Source organism: Streptomyces gobitricini, from assembly GCF_039532985.1.
GTDB lineage: Bacteria > Actinomycetota > Actinomycetes > Streptomycetales > Streptomycetaceae > Streptomyces > Streptomyces gobitricini.
In genome coordinates this window covers 183,511-205,614 of record NZ_BAAASR010000002.1, presented here as the reverse complement: position 1 = coordinate 205,614, position 22,104 = coordinate 183,511, and the positions used below count along the sequence as shown (strand labels likewise).

Annotated in this window: 15 protein-coding genes and 3 tRNA genes; 9 read left to right on the top strand and 9 right to left on the bottom strand. The window is 70.3% G+C overall.

All coding sequences use genetic code 11. The features are described 5' to 3' along the window. Positions 1-29: 29 nt before the first annotated feature. A complete protein-coding gene (locus ABD347_RS01875; protein ID WP_344355576.1) occupies positions 30-1,298 on the top strand; it encodes an NAD(P)/FAD-dependent oxidoreductase in 1,269 nt (422 codons plus the stop codon). A gap of 48 nt (positions 1,299-1,346) precedes the next feature. Further along, positions 1,347-3,251: a DNA primase gene (gene dnaG / locus ABD347_RS01870; protein WP_344355573.1), complete on the top strand. Its 1,905-nt coding sequence runs from the start codon at positions 1,347-1,349 to the stop codon at positions 3,249-3,251. Between the two features lie 21 nt (positions 3,252-3,272). Here the strand turns inward: dnaG and ABD347_RS01865 are convergent, their stop codons facing one another. Further along, positions 3,273-3,617 (bottom strand): cupin domain-containing protein, encoded by a 345-nt coding sequence (locus tag ABD347_RS01865; protein WP_344355571.1) that lies wholly within the window; start codon positions 3,615-3,617, stop codon positions 3,273-3,275. A gap of 240 nt (positions 3,618-3,857) precedes the next feature. On the opposite strand from ABD347_RS01865, the gene ABD347_RS01860 reads away from it, so the two are divergent. Beyond that, positions 3,858-5,096: a sigma-70 family RNA polymerase sigma factor gene (locus tag ABD347_RS01860; RefSeq protein ID WP_344355568.1), complete on the top strand. Its 1,239-nt coding sequence runs from the start codon at positions 3,858-3,860 to the stop codon at positions 5,094-5,096. A 78-nt stretch (positions 5,097-5,174) separates the two neighbouring features. On the opposite strand, the gene ABD347_RS01855 is transcribed toward ABD347_RS01860, so the two are convergent. The 4 genes from ABD347_RS01855 to ABD347_RS01840 form a co-directional block, all read right to left on the bottom strand. After that, a complete protein-coding gene (locus ABD347_RS01855; protein ID WP_344355566.1) occupies positions 5,175-7,109 on the bottom strand; it encodes an ABC transporter ATP-binding protein in 1,935 nt (644 codons plus the stop codon). Further along, the gene (locus ABD347_RS01850) at positions 7,109-8,842 is read right to left on the bottom strand and encodes an ABC transporter ATP-binding protein (protein ID WP_344355563.1); all 1,734 of its coding nucleotides are present in this window, start codon (positions 8,840-8,842) and stop codon (positions 7,109-7,111) included. Before ABD347_RS01850 ends, ABD347_RS01855 begins: the two co-directional genes overlap by 1 nt. A 65-nt stretch (positions 8,843-8,907) precedes the next feature. After that, complete coding sequence (locus tag ABD347_RS01845; RefSeq protein WP_344355561.1) at positions 8,908-10,350, bottom strand: FGGY family carbohydrate kinase; 1,443 nt, start codon at positions 10,348-10,350, stop codon at positions 8,908-8,910. Positions 10,351-10,371: 21 nt separating this feature from the next. Next, on the bottom strand, positions 10,372-10,674 hold the full coding sequence (locus ABD347_RS01840) for a YtxH domain-containing protein (RefSeq protein ID WP_344355559.1): 303 nt from the start codon (positions 10,672-10,674) through the stop codon (positions 10,372-10,374). 171 nt (positions 10,675-10,845) lie between these two features. On the opposite strand from ABD347_RS01840, the gene ABD347_RS01835 reads away from it, so the two are divergent. The 3 genes from ABD347_RS01835 to ABD347_RS01825 all read left to right on the top strand — a co-directional run bounded on the left by ABD347_RS01835 (position 10,846) and on the right by ABD347_RS01825 (position 11,255). After that, a tRNA-Asn gene (locus ABD347_RS01835) sits at positions 10,846-10,918 on the top strand. A 5-nt stretch (positions 10,919-10,923) separates the two neighbouring features. Further along, a tRNA-Asn gene (locus ABD347_RS01830) sits at positions 10,924-10,996 on the top strand. Between the two features lie 185 nt (positions 10,997-11,181). Beyond that, a tRNA-Ile gene (locus tag ABD347_RS01825) sits at positions 11,182-11,255 on the top strand. A 301-nt stretch (positions 11,256-11,556) separates the two neighbouring features. Here the strand turns inward: ABD347_RS01825 and ABD347_RS01820 are convergent. From ABD347_RS01820 to ABD347_RS01805, 4 genes are all read right to left on the bottom strand, one after another. Further along, positions 11,557-13,962, bottom strand: coding sequence for a proprotein convertase P-domain-containing protein (locus ABD347_RS01820; RefSeq protein WP_344355556.1), 2,406 nt, complete (start codon positions 13,960-13,962; stop codon positions 11,557-11,559). A 131-nt stretch (positions 13,963-14,093) separates the two neighbouring features. Continuing rightward, the gene (locus ABD347_RS01815) at positions 14,094-15,686 is read right to left on the bottom strand and encodes a phospholipase A2 (protein ID WP_344355554.1); all 1,593 of its coding nucleotides are present in this window, start codon (positions 15,684-15,686) and stop codon (positions 14,094-14,096) included. 211 nt (positions 15,687-15,897) lie between these two features. After that, on the bottom strand, positions 15,898-17,391 hold the full coding sequence (locus ABD347_RS01810; protein ID WP_344355551.1) for a protein kinase domain-containing protein: 1,494 nt from the start codon (positions 17,389-17,391) through the stop codon (positions 15,898-15,900). Beyond that, positions 17,388-18,122, bottom strand: coding sequence for an FHA domain-containing protein (locus ABD347_RS01805; RefSeq protein WP_344355549.1), 735 nt, complete (start codon positions 18,120-18,122; stop codon positions 17,388-17,390). The genes ABD347_RS01810 and ABD347_RS01805 overlap by 4 nt, the downstream gene beginning before the upstream one ends. 337 nt (positions 18,123-18,459) lie before the next feature. Between ABD347_RS01805 and ABD347_RS01800 the strand changes: the two genes are divergently transcribed. The 3 genes from ABD347_RS01800 (at position 18,460) to ABD347_RS01790 (ending at position 22,092) form a co-directional block, all read left to right on the top strand. Continuing rightward, positions 18,460-18,642: a hypothetical protein gene (locus ABD347_RS01800; protein ID WP_344355547.1), complete on the top strand. Its 183-nt coding sequence runs from the start codon at positions 18,460-18,462 to the stop codon at positions 18,640-18,642. A 531-nt stretch (positions 18,643-19,173) separates the two neighbouring features. Then, the gene (gene eno, locus ABD347_RS01795; RefSeq protein ID WP_344355546.1) at positions 19,174-20,457 is read left to right on the top strand and encodes a phosphopyruvate hydratase; all 1,284 of its coding nucleotides are present in this window, start codon (positions 19,174-19,176) and stop codon (positions 20,455-20,457) included. 366 nt (positions 20,458-20,823) lie between these two features. Then, positions 20,824-22,092: an ATP-grasp domain-containing protein gene (locus ABD347_RS01790; protein WP_344355543.1), complete on the top strand. Its 1,269-nt coding sequence runs from the start codon at positions 20,824-20,826 to the stop codon at positions 22,090-22,092. Positions 22,093-22,104 lie beyond the last annotated feature (12 nt).

Below are 22,104 nucleotides of genomic sequence, written 5' to 3'. Positions count from 1 at the left end.
ACAATCCCGGAACCACCAGGAGGCAACAAGTGGTCGACGCAGATCAGACCTTCGTCATCGTCGGCGGGGGACTGGCCGGGGCCAAGGCGGCGGAGGCACTCCGCGCCGAGGGATTCCACGGCCGCGTGATCCTCATCGGTGACGAGAACGACCCGCCCTACGAGCGTCCGCCGTTGTCCAAGGGCTACCTCACCGGCAAGGAACCGCGCGAGCGCGCCTTCGTCCACGAGTCCGCCTGGTACGCGGAGAACGACATCGAGCTCCACATCGGCCAGCCCGTCACCGCCGTCGACCGCGCCACCAAGTCGGTACGCCTCGGGGACGGCACCACCATCCGCTACGACAAGCTGCTGCTGGCCACCGGCGCCGAACCGCGCCGCCTCGACATCCCCGGCACCGACCTCGCCGGCGTCCACCACCTGCGGCGTCTCGCCCACGCCGACCTGCTCCAGGGCACCCTCGCCGCGCTCGGCCGCGACAACGGCCACCTGGTCATCGCCGGAGCCGGCTGGATCGGCCTGGAGGCCGCCGCCGCCGCGCGGGGGTACGGCGCCGAGGTCACCGTCGTGGAACCCGCCCCCACCCCCCTCCACCAGGTCATCGGCCCCGAGCTGGGCCAGCTCTTCGCCGACCTGCACGCCGGGCACGGCGTCCGCTTCCACTTCGGCACCCGCCTCACCGAGATCGTCGGCCAGGACGGCATGGTGCTGGCCGCCCGCACCGACGACGGCGACGAGCACCCGGCCCACGCCGTGCTGGTCGCGGTCGGCGCCGCCCCCCGCACCACCCTCGCCGAGAACGCCGGCCTCGCCCTCGTCGACCGCGCCCACGGCGGCGGCATCGCCGTCGACGCGTCGCTGCGCACCTCCGACCCGGACATCCACGCCGCCGGCGACGTGGCCGCCGCCGAGCACCCCCTCCTCCACACCCGGCTGCGGGTCGAGCACTGGGCCAACGCGCTCAACGGCGGCCCCGCCGCCGCCCGCGCCATGCTCGGCCAGGACGTCACCTACGACCGGGTCCCCTACTTCTTCTCCGACCAGTACGACCTCGGCATGGAGTACAGCGGCTGGGCCCCGCCCGGCACGTACGACCAGGTACTGCTCCGCGGCGACGTGGGGAAGCGCGAGTTCATCGCCTTCTGGCTGAAGGACCGCAGGGTGCTGGCCGGGATGAACGTGAATGTGTGGGACGTCACACCCGCCATCCAGGACCTCATCCGTTCCGGTGCGCCCGTGGACCCCGAGGCCCTCGCCGACCCCTCGACACCGCTTACCGCCGTCCTGCCCCGCCCGTAGGCCCCGTTTCCCGCCGGGCGACCGCCGCGGCCCCCGTAAGATTCAGGCGTGGCAGGCGGCAGGATCAACGATGACGACGTGAAGGCGGTTCGGGACGCGGTCCCGATCGACGCCGTCGTGTCCGAGTACCTCCAGCTGCGCAGCGCCGGCGGCGGCAACCTCAAGGGCCTGTGCCCCTTCCACGACGAGAAGTCCCCCTCCTTCCAGGTCAGCCCCAGCAAGGGTCTCTTCCACTGCTTCGGCTGCCAGGAGGGCGGGGACACCATCGCCTTCGTGATGAAGATCGACCACCTCTCCTTCTCGGAGACCGTCGAGCGCCTCGCCGGCAAGGCGGGCATCACCCTGCGCTACGAGGAGGGCGGGTACAACCCCGGCCACCAGCGCGGCGAGCGGATCCGGCTGATCGAGGCCCACAAGGCCGCCGCCCAGTTCTACGTCGAGCAACTCGACAGCGCCGAGGCCGAGATCGGGCGGAAGTTCCTCGCCGAGCGCGGCTTCGACCAGGCCGCCGCCCAGCACTTCGGCGTCGGCTACAGCCCGGCCGGCTGGGACCACCTCACCCGCTACCTGCGCGGCAAGGGCTTCTCCGACAAGGAGCTGCTCCTCTCCGGACTCTCCCAGGAGTCCCGCCGCAACCCCATCGACCGGTTCCGCGGCCGCCTGATGTGGCCCATCCGGGACGTCGGCGGAGACGTCGTCGGCTTCGGCGCGCGCAAGCTCCGCGACGACGACAACGGGCCCAAGTACCTCAATACCCCCGAGACGCCGATCTACAAGAAGTCCCAGGTGCTGTACGGCATCGACCTCGCCAAGAAGGACATCGCCAAGTCCAGCCGGGCGGTCGTCGTCGAGGGCTACACCGACGTCATGGCCTGCCACCTCGCCGGCGTCACCACCGCCATCGCCACCTGCGGCACCGCGTTCGGCGGCGACCACATCAAGATCCTCCGCCGCCTGCTGATGGACAACGGCTCGGCGCGCGTCATCTTCACCTTCGACGGCGACGCCGCCGGACAGAAGGCGGCCCTGCGGGCCTTCGAGGACGACCAGAAGTTCGCCGCCGAGACGTACATCGCCATCGCCCCGGACGGCATGGACCCCTGCGACCTGCGCCTCGCCAAGGGCGACGAGGCGGTCGCCGACCTCGTCGAGCCCCGCACCCCGCTCTTCGAGTTCGCGCTGCGCCAGATCGTGAACCGGTACGACCTGGAGACCCCGGCCGGCCGCGCCGCCGCCCTCGACGAGGCCGCCCCGATCGTCGCCCGCATCAAGAACATCGCCTCGCAGCACGAGGTCGCCGTCCAGCTCGCGGGCATGCTGGGCATCCTCGACACCCAGTTCGTCGTCAAGCGCGTCGCCCAGTTCGCCCGCTGGGCCAGGGACCGCGGCGGCCGGGGCCCCGCGCCCGCCACCCGCCCCGCGCCCGCCGCACCCGCGACGAAGGCCCCGGCCGCGCCTTCCGGCCCGGCGCTCAACCTGCGCAGCCCGGCCCACCGCACCGAGCGGGAGCTGCTGAAGCTGGCGCTCCAGCACCCGGCCCTCGTCTCACCCGCCTTCGACGCGTACGGCGCCGACGAGTTCACCGCCCCGCCGTACGCCGAGGTGCGCCGGACCATCGCGGAAGCGGGCGGCGCCGAGCAGGGCATCAGCAACGCCGCCGAGTACCTGGCGCGGGTCCGGGACGCCGCACCCGACGACACGGTCCGCGCACTGGTCACGGAGCTGGCCGTGGAGGTCATCCACGGACGTACCGTCGACGAGACGTACGCGGGCGACCAGCTCGTCCAGGTGCGCCTGCGCGCGGTCGACCGCCGCGTCCGTGACGTCCAGGGCTCCCTCGCCCGTCTCGGCACGCACGGCGACCCGGACCACCTGGCCGCCGTCCAGAACGAGCTGTGGGTTCTCCAGCAGTACGCACAGTCGCTCCGCAACCACGGCGCGGCCGCGCTCTAACCCCGGGGGCCCGGCCGAGCCTCACAGGCCGATCGCGTACACCTTGCGCAGCGTCCGGTGCACCGTCCACGTCGTCCGGTCGCCCTCGCGCAGCACCGCCATGTCGCCGGGGCCGACGTGCAGCGTGGGGCCGCCTTCGATCTCGACGGTCGCCGAGCCGCTGACCACAACGAACAGCTCGTCCGCCTCGGTGTCGGTGACGACGCCCGGGGTGATCTGCCAGATCCCGCGGACCTGCTTGCCGTCCTCCGACTCCCACACCACCTTGCCGGTCACCTCGGGGGTCCCGGAGACGATCTGCCCCGGGTCGAGCGGCTCGGGCCCGAGCTCGGCGTCGGCGATGTGAAGAGCGAAACTGTGCGTCATGACGCGACCCTAACGAGGCGGCGGTCCCACCGGCGTCGACACTGTGTGCCGTATCGGCCGGGAGCACCGGACACTTCGTCACCCCGGGCGGCCCGGCCCCGTCCGCGGCGGAGCCGACGGCCGCCGGTGATCAGTCATCAGTCACCGGTCACCGGTCACCGCGAGGCGTCACCGACCGGTCGCAAAAAGTGGCCGCACGCCCCTACTGGCGGTGATGTGTCGTACCCCACACTGGGGGCGGTGCCTGAGTCCTCGGAGCGCGGCCGGCCCACCGACGGTGTGCCTCTCACCCCCGCGGATCCGCTCATCGAGTACGGGACGGAGAACAGCGGCACGGCCGCCGCCGTCCCGCTGCCGCACGCCCCCGAACCGGCAGCGATCACCCTGGAGGCCGCCCCCGTGCAGACCCGGACCCTGACCGACACCGACCCGGCCACGGCCACCGCCGTCCCCGTACAGGGCATCCCGCCCCACCACCCGGAGATCCTGCCCGACGCCGTACCGGACCCGGACGAACCGGAGCAGGCACCTTCCCTTCGGAGCCGGCCCGCCGCCGAAGCGGCCGGCGGCCCGACCTCCGACCTCTTCCGCCAGTACCTCCGGGAGATCGGCCGCATCCCGCTGCTGACCGCCGCCGAGGAGGTCGAACTCGCCCGCCGTGTCGAAGCCGGCCTGTTCGCCGAGGAGAAGCTCGCCGGGACCCCCGACCTCGACTCCCAGCTGGCGCTGGACCTCGACCGGCTGGTCGTCATGGGCCGGATGGCCAAGCGCCGCCTGATAGAGGCCAACCTGCGCCTCGTCGTCTCCGTGGCCAAGCGGTACGTCGGCCGCGGCCTGACCATGCTCGACCTCGTCCAGGAGGGCAACCTGGGCCTGATCCGGGCGGTCGAGAAGTTCGACTACGCGCGCGGCTACAAGTTCTCCACGTACGCCACCTGGTGGATCCGCCAGGCCATGTCCCGCGCACTCGCCGACCAGGCCCGCACCATCCGTGTCCCGGTCCACGTCGTCGAGCTCATCAACCGGGTCGTACGGGTCCAGCGCCGGATGCTCCAGGAGCGTGGCTGTGAACCCACCCACGAGGAGGTCGCCGCCCACCTCGACCTGGCGCCCGAGCGGGTCGGCGAGGTCCTGCGCCTCGCACAGGAACCGGTCTCCCTGCACGCCCCGGTCGGCGAGGAGGACGACGTCGCGCTCGGCGACCTCATCGAGGACGGGGACGCCGCGTCCCCCGTGGAGTCCGCGGCGTTCCTCCTGCTGCGCGAACACCTGGAGACCGTCCTGTCGACGCTCGGCGAACGCGAACGCAAGGTCGTCCAGCTCCGTTACGGACTGGACGACGGCCGGCCCCGCACGCTGGAGGAGATCGGACGGATCTTCGGCGTGACGCGTGAACGCATCCGCCAGATCGAGTCCAAGACCCTCAACAAGCTGCGGGACCACGCCTTCGCCGACCAGCTGCGCGGCTACCTGGACTGATCGGCCCCCGCCCCCCCACCCGGCGCCCGCCACCGTTCCCGCCCCTGCCGTCGTCCGTCCCGTTCCCGTCCCTCCCCGTCAGTCGACCTCCGCCACCGCCTGCGCGAACTGCGCCGCGTACAGGCGGGCGTAGGCGCCCTCCGCCGCCAGCAGCTCCTCGTGCGTGCCCTGTTCGACGATCGCCCCGTTCTCCATCACCAGGATCACGTCGGCGTCCCGGATCGTCGACAGCCGGTGCGCGATGACGAAGCTCGTGCGCCCGTGCGCCAGCCGCGCCATCGCCTTCTGGATGAGCACCTCGGTACGGGTGTCGACGGAGCTGGTCGCCTCGTCCAGCACCAGGATCACCGGGTCCGACAGGAACGCCCGCGCGATGGTGATCAGCTGCTTCTCGCCCGCGCTGACGCCCGCGCCCTCGTCGTCGATGACGGTGTCGTACCCGTCCGGCAGCGTACGGATGAACCGGTCGGCGTGCGCGGCCCGTGCCGCCTCCTCGATCTCCTCCCGCGAGACGTCACGCGAGGCGCCGTACGCGATGTTGTCGGCGATCGTGCCGCCGAACAGCCAGGTGTCCTGGAGCACCATGCCGATCCGGGACCGCAGCTCGTCCCGCGTCATGTCCGTCGAGTCGACCCCGTCCAGCAGGACGCGGCCGCCGGTCACCTCGTAGAACCGCATCAGCAGGTTGACGAGCGTGGTCTTGCCGGCGCCCGTCGGCCCGACGATCGCGACCGTCTGCCCGGGCTCCACCGACAGGGAGAGGTTCTCGATGAGCGGCCGGTCCGGGTCGTAGCGGAACGACACCTTCTCCAGCGCCACCCGCCCCTCCTGCGGCGCGGCACGCCCGACCGAGCCGGGGGTGTCCGGCTCCTGCTCCTCCGCGTCCAGCAGTTCGAAGATCCGCTCCGCCGACGCGACGCCGGACTGCACCAGGTTCGCCATCGACGCCACCTGCGTCAGCGGCATCGAGAACTGGCGCGAGTACTGGATGAACGCCTGTACGTCGCCGATGGACAGCGTCCCGGACGCGACGCGCAGACCGCCCACCACCGCCACCAGGACGTAGTTCAGGTTCGAGATGAAGAACATCAGCGGCTGCATGATCCCGCTGTTGAACTGGGCCTTGAACCCGGCCTCGTACAACGCGTCGTTCTGCTCGCGGAAGTCGGCCGCCGACTCGTCCTGCCGCCCGAAGACCTTCACCAGCGCGTGCCCGGTGTACATCTCCTCGACGTGGGCGTTCAGGCTGCCCGTCGACTTCCACTGCTGCACGAAGTGCGGCTGCGACCGCTTGCCGACCCTCGTCGCCACGACCACCGACAGCGGCACGGTCACCAGCGCGACCAGCGCCAGCAGCGGCGAGATCCAGAACATCATCACCAGCACACCGACGATGGTCAGCGCCGAGTTGATCAGCTGGCCCATCGTCTGCTGCATGGTCTGCGAGATGTTGTCGATGTCGTTGGTCGCCCGGCTCAGCACCTCACCGCGCTTCGCCCGGTCGAAGTACGCCAACGGCAGCCGCTCCAGCTTGCCCTGCACGTCCTCCCGCAGCCGGTACACGGTCCGGTTGATCACCCGGATCGACATGCGCGTCGACACCAGCATCAGCAGCCCGGCCGCCACGTACACGACCAGCGCGAACATGAGTACGTCGCCGACGGCACCGAAGTCGATGCCCTGGCCCGGCCGGAAGTCCACCCCCGACAGCATGTCCGCGAGCCCGCCGTCCCCGCCGGCCCGCAGTCCCGCCAGCGCCTGCTCCTTGGAGAGCCCGTCCCGCATCTCCCGGCCGACCACCCCCGCGAAGATCAGGTCGGTCGCCCGGCCGAGGATCATCGGACCCACCACCGACAGCGCCACGCTCAGCACTCCGGCCGCCAGCATCAGCCACAGCGTGACCTTCTCCGGCCGCAGCTGCCGCAGCAGCCGCTTCCCCGACCCCTTGAAGTCCATCGACCGCTGGTCGGGGCCCCCGGCCGCCGCCATCATCCGTCCCGCCGGCCCCGCCATCAGGCTGCCTCCGCCTCGGTCAGCTGGGAGAGCACGATCTCCCGGTACGTCTCATTGCCCGCCATCAGCTCGTGGTGGAGCCCCGCCCCCACCACCCGGCCCTCGTCGAGGACGACGATCCGGTCGGCGTCCCGGATGGTCGACACCCGCTGGGCGACGATCACCACCGTCGCCTCGGCGGTCTCCGCCGCCAGCGCCGTCCGCAGCAGAGCGTCCGTCGTGTAGTCCAGCGCCGAGAACGAGTCGTCGAACAGGTAGATCTCCGGCCGCTGCACCAGCGTCCGCGCGATCGCCAGGCGCTGCCGCTGCCCGCCCGACACGTTCGTCCCGCCCTGCGATATCGGCGCCTCCAGACCGCCGTCCAGTTCCCGTACGAAGTCCGTGGCCTGGGCCACCTCCAGCGCGTGCCACAGCTCCTCGTCGCTCGCGCCGGGGTTGCCGTACCGCAGGTTCGTCGCCACCGTCCCGGAGAACAGGTACGGCTTCTGCGGCACCAGACCGACCGTCCGCGACATCAGCCCCGGGTCCAGGTCCCGCACGTCCACGCCGTCGACCAGCACCTCGCCGCCCGTGACGTCGAACAGCCGTGGCACCAGGCCGAGCAGCGTCGACTTACCGCTGCCGGTCGAACCGATGATCGCCGTCGTCTCGCCCGGCCGGGCCACCAGGTCGACACCGCGCAGCACCGGCTCCTCGGCACCCGGATAGCGGAAGTCCGCGCCCCGCACCTCCAGGTGCCCGCGCCGCGGCAGCTCCCGCACCGGAGCCGCGGGCGGGATCACGCTCGACTCCGTACGCAGCACCTCCTCGATGCGCTCGGCACACACCTCGGCGCGCGGCACCGTCATGAACATGAAGGTGGCCATCATCACGGCCATCACGATCTGCATCAGATAGGCCAGGAACGCCGTCAGCGCCCCGATCTCCATCCCGCCGCTGTCGATGCGGTGCGCACCGAACCAGACCACGGCCACGCTGGAGATGTTCACCACGGTCATCACGGTGGGGAACATCAGCGCCATCAGCCGGCCGGTCGACATCGACACCTCGGTCAGATCGGCGTTGGCGCGCTCGAACCGCTCCCGTTCGTAGGCGTCCTTCACGAAGGCCCTGATCACCCGGTTGCCGGTGATCTGCTCGCGCAGCACCCGGTTCACCGTGTCCAGCCGCACCTGCATCGTCCGGAAGAGCGGCCGCATCCTCCGCACGATCAGCGAGACGGCGACACCCAGCACCGGAACCACCGCGAGCAGCACGCCGGAGAGCGGCACGTCCTGTCCGAGGGCCATCACGATGCCGCCCACACACATGATCGGCGCCGACACCATCAGCGTGAACGCCATCAGCACCAGCATCTGCACCTGCTGGACGTCATTGGTCGTCCGCGTGATCAGCGAAGGCGCCCCGAAGTGACCGACCTCCCGCGCCGAGAACGACTGCACGCGGTCGAAGACCGCCGCCCGCACGTCCCGCCCGAGCGCCGCGGCGGTACGCGCGCCGAAGTAGACCGCGCCGATGTTGCAGACGACCTGCACCACGGAGACCGCGATCATCAGCGCGCCGTACGTGAGGATGTAACCGGAGTCACCCCGGACGACACCGTTGTCGATGATGTCCGCGTTCAGCGTCGGCAGGTAGAGGGTGGCGGACGTCTGCAACAGCTGCAGTGCCACCAACAGGGCTATGGGCCGCTTGTACGGTCCCAGATGGATCCGGAGAAGTTGTCTGAGCACGGTTCAACTATCGCCGGACGCGCCCGCTCCGACGACTCGGTTTTCCGGTCCTTTGCCCCCGGCCGTCAGCCCGAGAAGGCTCCGGGATGCAGCTGTTCGCGGGTCGCGCCGTACTGCTGACGCACCGCGCGGCCGACCGCGAGCTCCTCGCCCGGCTCGAAGACCTGGGCGGCAGCTCCCTGCCAGGCCGGCGGCTCGTGCGGCGACAGCGCGCCCCGCGACACCCCCAGCGCCCACGCCGCCTGCCGCGCCGCACCCACTGCCGCGTAATCGGCCGGCTGGGGGACGACCACCTGCGCCCCGAAGATCGCCGGCGCCGCCGCCTGCACCGCGGGGAGTTCGGCGGCCGCCCCCAGCAGGAACACCCGCCGCACCTCCACGCCCCGCCCGCGCAGCACGTCCATCGCGTCCGCCAGCGAGCACAGCATGCCCTCGAACGCCGCCCGCGCCAGATGCTCGGGCTTCATCGACTCACGCCGCAGCCCGCTCAACGTCCCGGCGGTGTGCGGCAGCTGAGGCGTGCGCTCACCCTCCAGATAGGGCAGCAGTACGAGCCCGGAGGCACCCGGCGTCGACTTCAGCGCCAGCGCCGACAGCTCCTCCAGACCACCGTCCAGGCCCAGCATCTCGGCGGTACCGCGCAGGGCCCGGACCGCGTTCGACGTGTGCACGACCGGCAGGTGCATCCCCGCCGCGTCCGCGAACGCCGTGATCATCCCGCGCGGGTCGGCCAACGCCTCGTGGTGCACCGCCATGACCGAGCCGGACGCCCCGAGCGACACCACGGCGTCCCCGGTCCCGAGTCCCAGCCCGAGGGCGGCCGCCATGGTCTCGCCGGTCCCGGCGGAGATCAGTAGCCCCTCCGGAGTCGTCCCCGCGGCCTCGGCGGGCCCCAGCACCTCCGGCAGCGCGGCCTGGTGCCCCAGCGCCAGCTCCACCAGATCCGGCCGGTACGCGCCCGTACCCGCCGACCAGTAACCCGTACCCGACGCCGCGCCCCGGTCGGTCGTCCGCCGCACCGGCCGGCCCAGCAGCTGCCACACCAGCCAGTCGTGCGGCTGCATCACCACCGCCACCCGCGCCGCCGCCTCCGGCTCCGTGCGCGCCAGCCACCGCAGCTTCGCCACCGGCTGCGCCGCCTGCGGCACGCAGCCCACGGCCTCCGCCCACGCCTGACGGCCGCCGAAGGCCTCGACCAGGTCCGCGGCGGCCACTTGGGCCCGTTTGTCGTTGCCCACCAGCGCGGGCCGCACCAGCGCGCCCTGCCGGTCCAGCGGCACCAGCCCGTGCTGCTGCGCGGAGACGCCGATGGCCTGGACGCCTTCGAGCAACCCGCCCGACGCGGCCTCGCCCAGCGACAGCAGCCACGCCTGCGGGTCCACCTCGGTCGCCTTCGGCTCGACGGGGTGCGGCGCATAGCCCTGCCGCAGCACCGCACCCGTTTCCGCGTCACAGACGACGATGCGTGTGAAACCCGACGAACTGTCCAACCCGGCGACTATCCCCATGGGGATAGATTCTGCCGCACCCTAGGTGTTACTGGTCCCCCACTCGTCCTGGCCATTGCCCTGGCTGCGCTCCTTCAGTGAACGCACCCGCTCGGCGACCGACTCGGGCATCCGGTCCCCGACCTTGTCGCTCACCGTGTGCAGCGCCTTGCCGGCCACCTCCCTCCCGGTCTGCGCTGCCGACTCGGCCGCGTTGCGCACGGCCGGGTTGTGCGAGAACTCGCGCGCGGACTTCCGCAGCTGTTCGTAGCGCTCGCGTCCGGCACGGGTGCCGAGGACGTAACCGAGGGCCACTCCAACGACGAACGTGACCTTGTACCGCATGGCTGCCACCCTTCCCTAGGCGTCGGTGCTGGCCGCCTACCCGTAAGGGCCGGAGATCACCCCGGGGAACCGATTGGCGGAGCACCCCCCTGCTTGCGCTAATGTATGTGTCGCAGCGAGCGAGCGCCGCCCGGGACGCCCCGGGAGGGTACGTTCGGTGCAACGCAGCAATCCCCTGTAGCTCAATTGGCAGAGCAGCCGGCTGTTAACCGGCAGGTTACTGGTTCGAGTCCAGTCGGGGGAGCGCGATCCCCTGTAGCTCAATTGGCAGAGCATTCGGCTGTTAACCGGAGGGTTACTGGTTCGAGTCCAGTCGGGGGAGCGGTGGAGGGAGAGGGTCCTATGGGCCCTCTCCTTTCTTTTCGCCCCGATTCCGCCTCGGAGGGAACCGTCCGGGGCGTGAGGCGGTCCTCATGGACGTGCGTTGCCGACCATCCGGAGCAGGAGATCGTATGAGCGGCTATGCTGCGGCAGACGGCGCGCACAAATGTGCGCGACGCGCCGTAAGGGGCGGTAGCTCAGCCGGTTAGAGCAGCGGACTCATAATCCGTCGGCCGTGGGTTCGAGTCCCACCCGCCCCACCGAGCGCAGGTCGGAGAAACGTTCTGACCTGCTTAAACGTTTCTCCGGTCGGCTGAATCCGGGATTCCGGGGCGACTGGAGCACGGGGCGGTTCGCCCCGGCGCGCGGGCTCGTCTCAAGGGCCGGGCCCACCTCGACGGCGCGGATCTCGCACCGCGGCGTGGGGCCCCTCATAGGGGAGGGCGCAGGCGACTGTCCGTACGGGCAGGGGAGCGACTTCCGCGAGCACCGTGCGTCGAGCTCCCGACCGCCCGGCAGGGGGCACGCCTGGGGCGCGCCCCCGCGGTGTACCGGGCAGGGTCAGAACCTGAGCACGAAGTTGTTGATGGTGCCGGTGCTGCCGGGCATGACGTCGTCGACGCGGAGCTTCCACATGCCGTTGGCGGACTGGCCGCTGGTGTCGACGGTGTACGTCTTCCTGATCACGCCTCTCCCCTCGGGCGATCCGGAGCCCTTCAGGAGGTGCAGCGAGCCGTCCGGGGCGACGAGGTCGATCTTGAGGTTGGCGAGATTGGCGTGTTCGACGTGGACGTAGACCTGTGTGTGGGCCGAGCCGGTGCCGGTCATGCCGGTGACCCTGGTCCAGATCTGCTCGTAACCGGCGTCGGGGATCTGCTTGACGGTCTGGTTCTCGAAGGAGGGGAATCCGAGCGACCAGGCGTTGAGCTGCCCGGTGGAACCGCCCGCTGAATCGGTGACCTTCAGGGTCCAGGTGCCGGCGGCCGTCGCGGTGGTGGCGTCGATGCCGTACGTGGTCTTCAGGGTGCCGCCGGGCTCGGAGCCGTAGGCCTTGAGCGTGAAGACCTTGTTGTCGGGACTGGTCAGGGTCAGCCCCAGATCGCCGATCTTGGTATGGGTGAGGTCGACGTACACCTGCGAGGGGCCGGAGGCGTTGCCGGTGACACGCGAGACGGTGACGGCGGAAGAGGTGGTGCCCCTGTCGGGAATCGTCCTGGCGGTGGTGTTCTCGAACGGGGTGGGGAAGTGCAGCGACCAGGTGTTGAGGCTTCCGGTGGAGCCGTCGTCGGTGTCGGTGGCGCGCATTCGCCACTCGCCGTCGGAGGGCTGGCCGGTGGCGTCGACCGTGAAGTCGCCCGTGTAGGCGGTGCCGCCGGTGTTCAGGTCCGCGCTCTTGAGCAGGTACGTCCTGCCCGTGGGCGAGACGAGTTCGAGGCGGACGTCGCCGATCCAGGCGTGGCTGTAACTCACCTTGACGGCGAGGTCGTTCGGTGCGCCGTCCGGGTGTCCGGTGACCACGATCGGGGAGTCGGCGGGCCGGCCGGGCACGTTGGCGCCGGTGCTGTCGGGGATGGCCACCGGCATGTCGTTGTCGAAGCGGAAGGCCGGCGGCTTGCCGGTGCCGTCGCCCGGCTTGGGCGTGGCGGTGCCGACGGCGGCGTGGACGTCGATGCGGGGGGTGGCTGCGCCGGTGTAGGTGAGGGGGGTGCCGCTGTCCGCCAGGCGCGAGACGAGACCGCCGATCCCCTCGGCGGGATGGACCTGCCTGAGGACCGCGAGGGCGCCGGCGACGTGCGGCGCGGCCATGGAGGTGCCGTTCCTGCTGCCGTAGACGCCTCCGGGCAGTGAGGAGACGATGCTGGTGCCGGGGGCGAGCAGGTCGAGCAGCGGACCGCGGTTGGAGAAGCTGGAGAGCTGGTCGTCGTCGGTGGTGGAGCCGACGGTCACGGCCGTGGACACGCAGCCCGGGGTGCTGACGGCGTCGGCGAAGCCGCTGTTCCCGGCGGCGACGACGGTGGCGACACCCTCGGCGAGCAGGCTGTCGATGACCCTCTTGCGGGGATCGGCGTCGCAGGCGCTGGTGTGACGGCCGGCGCCCAGGCTCATGTTGACGGCGACGACGGGCGTCCCGGCCTTCTTCAGCGCGAGGACCTTCTCCAGTCCCCTGATCTGGGAGCTGGTGAAGCTCAGGACGCAGGGGCTCGCGCCGGAGCCGCAGTAGGTGTCGCTGTCGAACCTGGTGAACACCTGGATCGCGGCGATGTCCGCTCCCGGGGCGACGCCGTGTGCGGGGGCGCCGCCGATGCCGGTGCCGTCACCCGCGACGATCCCGGCCACGTGGGTGCCGTGGGCGCAGACGCCGGCTGCCATGGCGGCGCAGGGACCGGTGCCGGTGTCCGCGCTTCCGGGGCCTTCCTGCTCGCTGCCTCCGCCGGGGCACAGGCTGGTGGCCCCGTAGGCCGCGTCGTTGACGGAGAAGCAGGCCTCGGCGGTGACGCGCCCGGAGAGGAAGGGATGCCGGGCGGCCACACCGGTGTCGAGGACGGCCACCGTGGCCCCGGCTCCGGTCGTACCGGCGGCGGTGGTCCTGTCGCTGCCGATGGCGGCGGTGGATTCGTCGAGAGTGGGCGGAACGGGGACGTCCTCGGTCACGCTGACGACGCCCGGTGTGCTGGAGAGCGCCTCCAGGCCCGCGCCGTCGACGCGGAGTGTGACCAGCGGCAGGGTGTCGTAGGAGACGAGGGTCTCGCCGGCCTGCGAGGCGGAGGCGAGATCCGCGCGCTGATCGGTGACGACGTTGACGCGGACGGTGGAGCCGTCCCGCGTGGTGTCGAAGAGCGAAGCGGCGACGGGGCCGTCGGCGGTGGGAGTCGGGTCGTCGGACAGGGGGGCGCTGTGCGCGGGTATCGCGGTGAACAACAGGGCCGCTGACACGGCCGTCACCAGACCCCATGCGGGTCTCTTCACTGGTGCTCCATCGACTCGGGTGATCGGGCCATCGGGTACGTACGAAAGGGCCGGGCGGGGACGCGGAAGGGCCGGGCAGCGAGGTGCTGCCCGACCCCCTTGTCCGTCAAGAGCGGGCGGGGAAGCCGTTGTTACGTGGCCTTCGCGCCGTTCTTGGGGTTGCCCTCCAACTTGACCGCCTGGTAGTAGGTGTAGGCGGTGCTGCGGCACGCCGCCTTGGCCCTGTAGGCGCTACACACGTCGTCCTTGAGGGTGTTGTAGAAGACCGTGTCCACGGAGCTCTTCTTCGAGGTGTCGAGGTAGTGGCTGTGGCTGGTGTACGAGTTGCCGATCACGCCGTAGCCGTAGTCGTGCATGTCGCACGCGGGGCGGAAGTTCCAGCCGGAGGGCTTGTCGGGGCTCTTGGTGCAGTGGTCCTTGTAGATGCCCCTGACCTGCCGGCCGCTGGGAGTCGTCTTCCAGCTGGGCCAGCGCCAGCCGTAGTGCGCGACCTTCGTGGTGCAGCCGCTCTTCTGATACCGCATCCAGTGGTTGGCGGCCCAGCACTTGCTGGGATAGGCGGTCGCGCCGTCGATCCCGGACCCGACGGGCTCGGTGCCCTGGTCGGGGCCGTCCTCGACCGCGGATCCGGGCTCGGGGCTGCCGGTGGTCTCCAGCGCCTGGGGGGCGGCCGCGTCCCCGGCGAAGGACAGCTCCCACTGCAGTCCCCCGTCGGTGGTCACCGTGGCCAGACGGCCGCTCTCGTCGTAGGCGTAGCTGTTGAGCTCGCTTCCCGCGGCGGGGTTGCCGACCTGCTTCAGCAGGCCGGAGGCGTCGTAGTGGTAGCGGGCCAGGGTCTGCACGGTGGAGCCGGCGGTGACGGTGATGTCCTTGACCTGCCCGGCGATGTCGCCGAGGGCGGCGCCGGAGGCGGTGCTGGTGTCGGCGTACGTGACACGGACGGTCCGGGCCGGCTCCTCGGCCGTGGCGGTCTCCGCCACGGTGGAGACACGGCCGACGCCGTCGTAGGACACGGTGGTGTCGCCGTACGCCTTGGTGCCCAGGGCGGTGACGCGCCAGGCGTCGCCGCTGACGGAGAGCCTGCTCCAGGTGTATCCGAGCTTCAGGTCGGACGCCGGAACGGCGTTGCCCTGCTCGTCGGTGAAGGAGTCGTCATCGGCGGCGGTGGTGGCCAGATCGATGTTGGGGGTTTCCACGACGGTGGTCTTCATGCGACCCGCCAGGTCGTCCCACAGGACGGTTTCGACCAGGGTGGAGCCGTCGGCGGCGGTGTAACCGTTGACGCTGCCGCCGTCGGGGCGGTCGAAGGAGCTGGTGAGGTCGTACCGCGTGGTCTCGCCGCTGTCCAGGTCCTTGGTGGTGATCCGGCCGGAGTCCTGGATGAGGGAACGGTTGAGCTGACCGCCCACGAACTCGGCTTCCCAGCCGGGTCCGAACACGCCGAGGTCGGAACGGTCGGAGGGGGCCTCCTGGGCAAGGGCCAGCCCCTGGGGCTGCCCGGCCACCGTGTGGGAGCGGCCCATGAGTCCGCCGTCCACGTCGTTCTCGTGGATCTGGTAGGTGTCGTTCTCGGAGAGGTAGAGACCGGGACCTATCGCCTGCACCTCGCCTGTGGCGAGCGGCTGGTCCGGGACCTCGGAGGTCGTCGATGCCGAGGCGATCTGCTGCGGGAGCAGCAGCGCCATCGAGACGACTGTCACGAGGGAGAGCGTGGCCTTGCGCACGGTGTTCCTCCCGTTCGGGTCGATCCTTGGTGCTCAACGGCCACGCGCCCAAGGGGGGACCGGACGTGGGCGCACCACCTGTCCCGTGCGGAACGGCGAACCGCCCCGGGGCCCCTTGGCTTCGGGCCGGCACTCCCCGGTGGGGTGCCGGTGCGAGCCTGCTCCGGGAGGACGCCGCCGGGAACCTCGAATGTTTCAGGTGGCCGCCCGCTCACCAGTGGGTGAGGGTGTCGATGATCGCGGTGAAGGTGAAGCAGTCGGAGACCAGACGGTGGGATCGTGGGGCGTAGGTGCCGGAGAGGTTGCCCATGCTGTTGATGGAGGTGCAGCCGGTGCGCTGGACGGGGCGGCGGCGGTCGATGCCGGCGGGGCTGAAGTCCGGGCCGCGGAAGTAGGCCAGGCCCTCCCGGCCCCGCTCCGCGGCGCTGTTGTTGTAGACGGACCGGACCGGCTGGTTTCCGGCCCACGCGCAGGTCTCCTCGCCCGACAGCCAGTCGCTGTCGTCGCCGCGCCAGCTGCACATCTCGCCGTTGCCGTTGTGTTCGCTGAAGAAGCAGACGGAGTTCTCGGGGCAGCGGTGGTAGCCGTAGGAGATCTTCCCGTCCGGGCCGACCGGGGCCTTCGAGGCCGCGGGCAGCGCCGCGTACACCGGCGTCCCGTCCTCGTGGTTCACGTACGCGTACCCGGCGGCCGTCGCGCACGCTGTCGCCAGGAGGGTACTCGCGAGAACCGTGGCCAGCACGGGGTGGCGGCGCCGGAAGCCCGCGCGGCGGCGTGGCCGGCGTACCGGGCCTGCCCCGCCCACGGCCCGCTCCACCCGTGTCAGGAGGGCCTCCGTGTCGTGCGCGGCGGCCCGCTCCGCGTGGGTGCGGGACAGGCAGTCGGAGATGATGTGCCGCCAGGACTCGGGCAGGTCGGGCGAGAGGCGCAGCTCCTCCATGCCCTGGGCGTAGCGGGCGGCGGCGTCGCAGCGGGCTTCGGGGGTGGAGCCGGGCAGGGGGTGAGTGCCGGTGAGCACGAGATGGGCGAGGACGCCGAAGGCCCAGATGTCGGCGGTGGGCCGGATCAGCGTGCCGCGGGCGCTGGTCTCGGGCCGGAGGAGTTCCGGCGGGGTGTAGTCGCGGGTGGCGAAGGCCGGCGAGTAGGCGTGGGTGCCGTCGAGTTCCGCGGAGGTGCTGAAGTCGGCGAGGCGGGCCGTGCCGTCCTTCATCAGCAGGACGTTGGCCGGCTTGAGGTCGCCGTGCACCCAGCCCGCGTGGTGCAGCTGGTGCAGGCCCGCGCACACCTCGGCGAGGACGAGGGGGCCGAGCGCGGGGCGCGGGGTGCGGTCCAGGACGGCGTCCAGGGAGTCCGCCGCCTGTTCCAGTACGAGAACGGTGGCGCCGTCGAGCTCCGGGTGGTCCGGGTCGTCGACGGTGAGCGTCTCGTACATGCGGATCAGGCGGGGCGCGTGCAGGCGGCTGAGGAGCTGGACCTCCCTCTCGGCCAGGTCACGCAGGTGCCGCACCTGACGCGGCGTGCGGGTGCCGGTCGCGAGGAACTTCAGCGCCGCCCGGGACGGAAGCCCGTCGGCGGGCGTGGCAGCGCGGGCCGCGTACACCGTGGAGAACGCGCCGGACGCGATCGGTCGCCGTACCTCCCAGCGGCCGACCCGGTACCCCTTCGGCACGGGGACGACGTGTGACGCCCGCTCCTGCCCCGTCACAAGGTCACCTCGCTGCCGGCGGGCGCTTCGAGGACGATCAGATCGTCCTCGCGGACCAGGTCGAAGCGGAGCGCGAGGGAGACCAGGGACTCCTTCTTGCCGTTGAGGCGCCGGCCCGCCTCGGCGGTTTCCGGTTCGGGACGGAGACGGAGCTTGACGGCGAGGTAGTCCACGTTCCAGTAGACGGAGGACCGGTTGGCAGCGGGCCAGGTGGGGCGCAGCCGCTCGACCAGTTCGTCGACCGCGGGCAGCGGGGCGTGCGGGGCGCCCCGCAGCCGGGGCTCGCACAGGGCGGTCAGCACGGCGAAGTACCGCTTGGTGCGGTCCAGGGCGAACGCCGGGGCCGTGGCCTGGCCGGGGCTGAGAGCGCGGTGCCGGTAACTGTGGCTCGGTGCCCAGACTTCGAAGCCGAGCAGGTCACCGGCGGCCGGCAGGACCACCCGGGCGAACTCGAACGGGACCGGAGCGTCCTGGCGGCCGGGGACGACCTTGACGTGCTCACCGGCTCCTTCCGGGTTCTCCACGACGTACGTCTGGCTGGTGCTGTCGTTGCTCAGGATCCAGAACGAGTGGTGTGCGGTGATCGTCCCTGCCGTCCGTGACACACCGGAGTGCTCGATGACGAGGTCGTTGTCCGCCGCCCGCCCGAAGGTGAGGCTCTGCCCCGGGGCGATCCTGAGCTGGCCCGCGGGCCCGTCGCAGCCGGGCGGCACCACGATGATGCTGTGCACGGAGTAGACCTCCCCCTCACCCCACGCCCGAGGCATGGGCTCCATGTGACACGGCACGACGTCTGGTCCGGACGGCGTGCTCGGTTTCCTCGTTGAGCGGGCCCGTGCGGCAGCCGTCCGGTGGTGTCCTGTCCCCGTCCGTGACTCCGTCGTCGTGCCCGTCCGTCTTGCACGGCGCCGCGGAAACTGCGGCAGCGACGGCCCGGCCGTTGCGCGCCGGCCGATCACGCCGGGAGCGTGATCACGGCCTGCCGGGCGGTCATCACGCTCAGTCTAAGGGCCGGGCTGTGCGGTCGCGGTGCCCGTCCGTTCCGGAAACAGCGCCCGCGTTCACCTCGTGCCGCCGCTGAACGCGTCCTTCGAGGCGGACGTGCGGCACCTGACCCGTCGTCAATCAGCCATGTCCGTCGACGACCCGCACCCGCGGGAGGATGGCTGGATCCTGGCGGAGCGCGGCATCGGCGACCAAGCCGCCGCAGGACCCGGCCGGTTCACCCGAGTCGTCTCGGCAGCTACCTGATCAGCGGTGATGTACCTGCGCTTCTTATCTGCGCCGGAAAGGGACATGACGTTACGTCACGAACAAGGTGCCTGAACCGGACTCATTCGCTTCAGGCCCTGACTTCGGCCAGGGGCGTGTGGTTAGATTGAGCCTGCACGGCAACTTAGTGCCGTTGCACGGGGGTAGGACCAAAAAACCTTCAATGTGGAAGGTCGCATTCGGTCCTTGACTGTCTGGCTCGACTGTGAGCGCGTGTAGGTACCGAAAGCTGTCCGGACCGGATCCCGTTCGCGATTCGCCGGAATCCTGAACGCATCGATCCGGTCGGATTTCTGCGGCCCCCGAGTCCATCGAACCCGTGTGGTAAGTGGGTCCGACGAGGGATGGCGTTTTCTGCGTCCGCAGCGCAGACAGCATGGCCGACGGAATCCGTCGCGGGTTCTGTGTGCAGCAGTCAGGTACAGCTCAGCGTGGAGTGCCTACTGGTGTGCTGCGGCAGCGGTGCCGTGCGACGACTCATCCACATGTGGGACACAGCGTAGGAGTGGAATGTCTGAGATCACCGACGTGTTCGCACGCGAAATCGTCGACAGCCGTGGAAACCCGACTGTCGAGGTGGACGTGCGCCTGGCCGACGGTTCCACGGGCAGGGCCGCGGTACCGTCCGGTGCGTCGACAGGCACCCGGGAAGCGGTCGAACTCCGTGACGCCGACCCGGACCGCTTCCGTGGCAAGGGCGTCAGGCGCGCGGTGGCCGCGGTGAACGACGAGATCTCGCAGGCGGTGAAGGGGCTGCCGGCGGAAGCGCAGTCCACTGTCGACCGGCGCATGATCGAACTGGATGGGACGGAGAACAAGGGCCGGCTCGGCGCCAATGCGACGCTGGGTGTGTCGCTGGCGGTCGCGAAGGCCGCCGCTTCGTCGCACGAGATGCCCTTGTACCGGTATGTGGGCGGTACTTTCGCGCACGTCCTGCCGACTCCGATGATCAACATCATCAACGGCGGCGCTCACGCCGACAACGCGCTTGATTTCCAGGAATTCATGATCGCGCCGGTGGGTGCGGACTCAATGGCAGAGGCCGTCCGTATCGGTTCGGAAGTCTTCCACACCCTGCGTGACCTTCTCCGCGAGGCCGGACACAACACCAATGTCGGCGATGAGGGCGGTTTCGCGCCCAATCTGGCCACCGCGGACGAGGCCCTCGAGTTCATTGTCAAGGCCATCGACAAGAGCGGTTTCCGGCCGGGCAGCGACGTAGCGCTGCTGCTGGACCCCGCCTCCTCCGAGTTCTACCGCGACGGCGCCTACCATTACGCGGGCGAGAACCGTGTCCGGTCGGTGACCGAACACGCTGATTACCTGGCCGACCTGGCCTCCCGGTTCCCGATCGTGTCGATCGAGGACGGTATGGCCCAGGACGACTTCGAGGGCTGGAAATACCTCACCGACGCCATCGGATCCACGTGCCAGCTGGTCGGTGACGACGTCTTCTGCACCAATGTCCGCCTGCTCCAGGACGGGATCGACCGAGGAATCGCGAACTCGATCCTTGTCAAGGTGAATCAGATCGGCACCTTGACCGAAATGCTGGACACCGCGAACACGGCCTTCCGTGCGGGCTACTCCGTGGTGATGTCGCACCGCTCGGGTGAGACCGAGGACACGACCATCGCCGATCTGGCGGTCGCGCTCAACTGCGGTCAGATCAAGACCGGCTCCCTGTCGCGGGCCGACCGGACGGCCAAGTACAACCAATTGATCCGGATCGAAGAAGAGCTGGGATCCGAGTCGGTGTACGGCGGCGTGAAGTTCTTCAGCGGCACCAGCTGAACGCAGCGGGCCACGCGTGCGGTGGCCGTCACTCGGGTGCGCCTCAGCGGCGCCGGTGCCGCATGGCGGACGCGGGCGAAAGGCGCCACCGAGGTCAAGTGGCGGGCGTTCCACGCCTGTTCGGCCTGTTCGGCCTGTCGCCGGAGTCGGATGCCGAGCGCCCGGCGAGCGGGGGCCGACGCGGCGGAGGGACCGAACGGTCCGGCCACCGTCATGCGCGGGGTCGTCGCTCACTGCGAGCACCCATGAGTAGGCGCCTGCTCCGCCGTGTCTTGATTCATGCCGTCCGAGTCGATCGAAACTGCTCGGTTCGCAACAGGGATGAGCGTCCGCTCTTCTTCGTCGTGCCCGGAAAGAACGTAGAGAATGAGCATTCTCGTACTCCACAAGTCCAACGCCAGCCGTCGCGGACACCTGGCACGAGCCGCGGAATACGCGAAGAAGAACGGGGACCGGCTTCTGCTTGTCGTGAAGGACCCGACCTGGGAAAAAGAGTTCGCCGATGTCGTTGTGTCGGTGGATACTTCGGATGTCGGGGCCACGGTGGCCGCGGTGCGTGAGCTCGAGGCCTCCGAGCCGGAACCCGTCCGGGCCGTCGCGGCGTTCGTCGGGCACAGCGTGCCGGCCGCGGCCGCGGTGGCTTCCGCTCTGGGACTGCCGTTCGTAAGTGAGCATGTGGCGCGCACGGTGCGCGACAAGTACGCGATGCGAGAGGCGTTCGACTCCGGAAACGTTCCGCAACCGGCCTACGGTCTGGCTCGGACGGTCGACGAGGCGGAGGCTCAGGCGGCGCGCATCGGCTTCCCGCTGGTACTGAAGCCGCTCATCGACAACGACAGCGGGTACTTCCGTCGGGTGGACGACGTCGGAGAACTCACCGAGCACTTCCCGGTGATCCAGCGTGGTGCCTGGTCCGGGATCGCGCACAACCCGCTCTACGCGTGGATGGTGGAGAAGTACGGCTCGGCGGTCCTGCTGGAGGAGTACCTGCCGGGCGCGGAGGTCAGCGTCGAGTCGATCGTCGTGGACGGACAGGCCCACGTGGTGGCCATCCATGACAAGCCCCTTCCCATGGAGGGCCCCTACTTCGTCGATGTCCACTACGCGACGCCCAGCCGGCTGCCGGTGGAGGTGCAGAACCGTATCGTCGAGCTCACCGCCGCCTCGCACCGGGCTGTCGGCATCGAGTCGGGCGCCGTTCACACCGAATTCCGCGTTCAGAGCGACGGCACACCGAAGATCCTGGAGACGGCGGCACGCCTCGGCGGCGGACCGATCTACCAGTCGGTTCTGCTGAGCACCGGAGTGGACATGGTCGCAGCGGTGCTGGACGTGGCTTCCGGCCGGAAACCCGATCTCCGTCCCAAGCCCGAACCCACTCCGGCCGGTTTCTACCTGTTCTTCGCGGAGAAGGCCGGGCGGATCAGCGAAATCCGTGGGGTGGAAGAAGCCGGTCTCAAACCCCACGTGCATGAGCTCTCCCTCTACCGGAAGGTGGGCGACGCTGTCGATGTTCCGCCGCGCGTCTGGCAGTCGCACGGACATGTGATCTTTACTGCCGACAGTGCTGACGGACTCGTCGAGACGTTCGACGAGCTTGTGAAGTCCATCAAGATCGAGATCGAGAGCGAATGATGTTCTCGACGA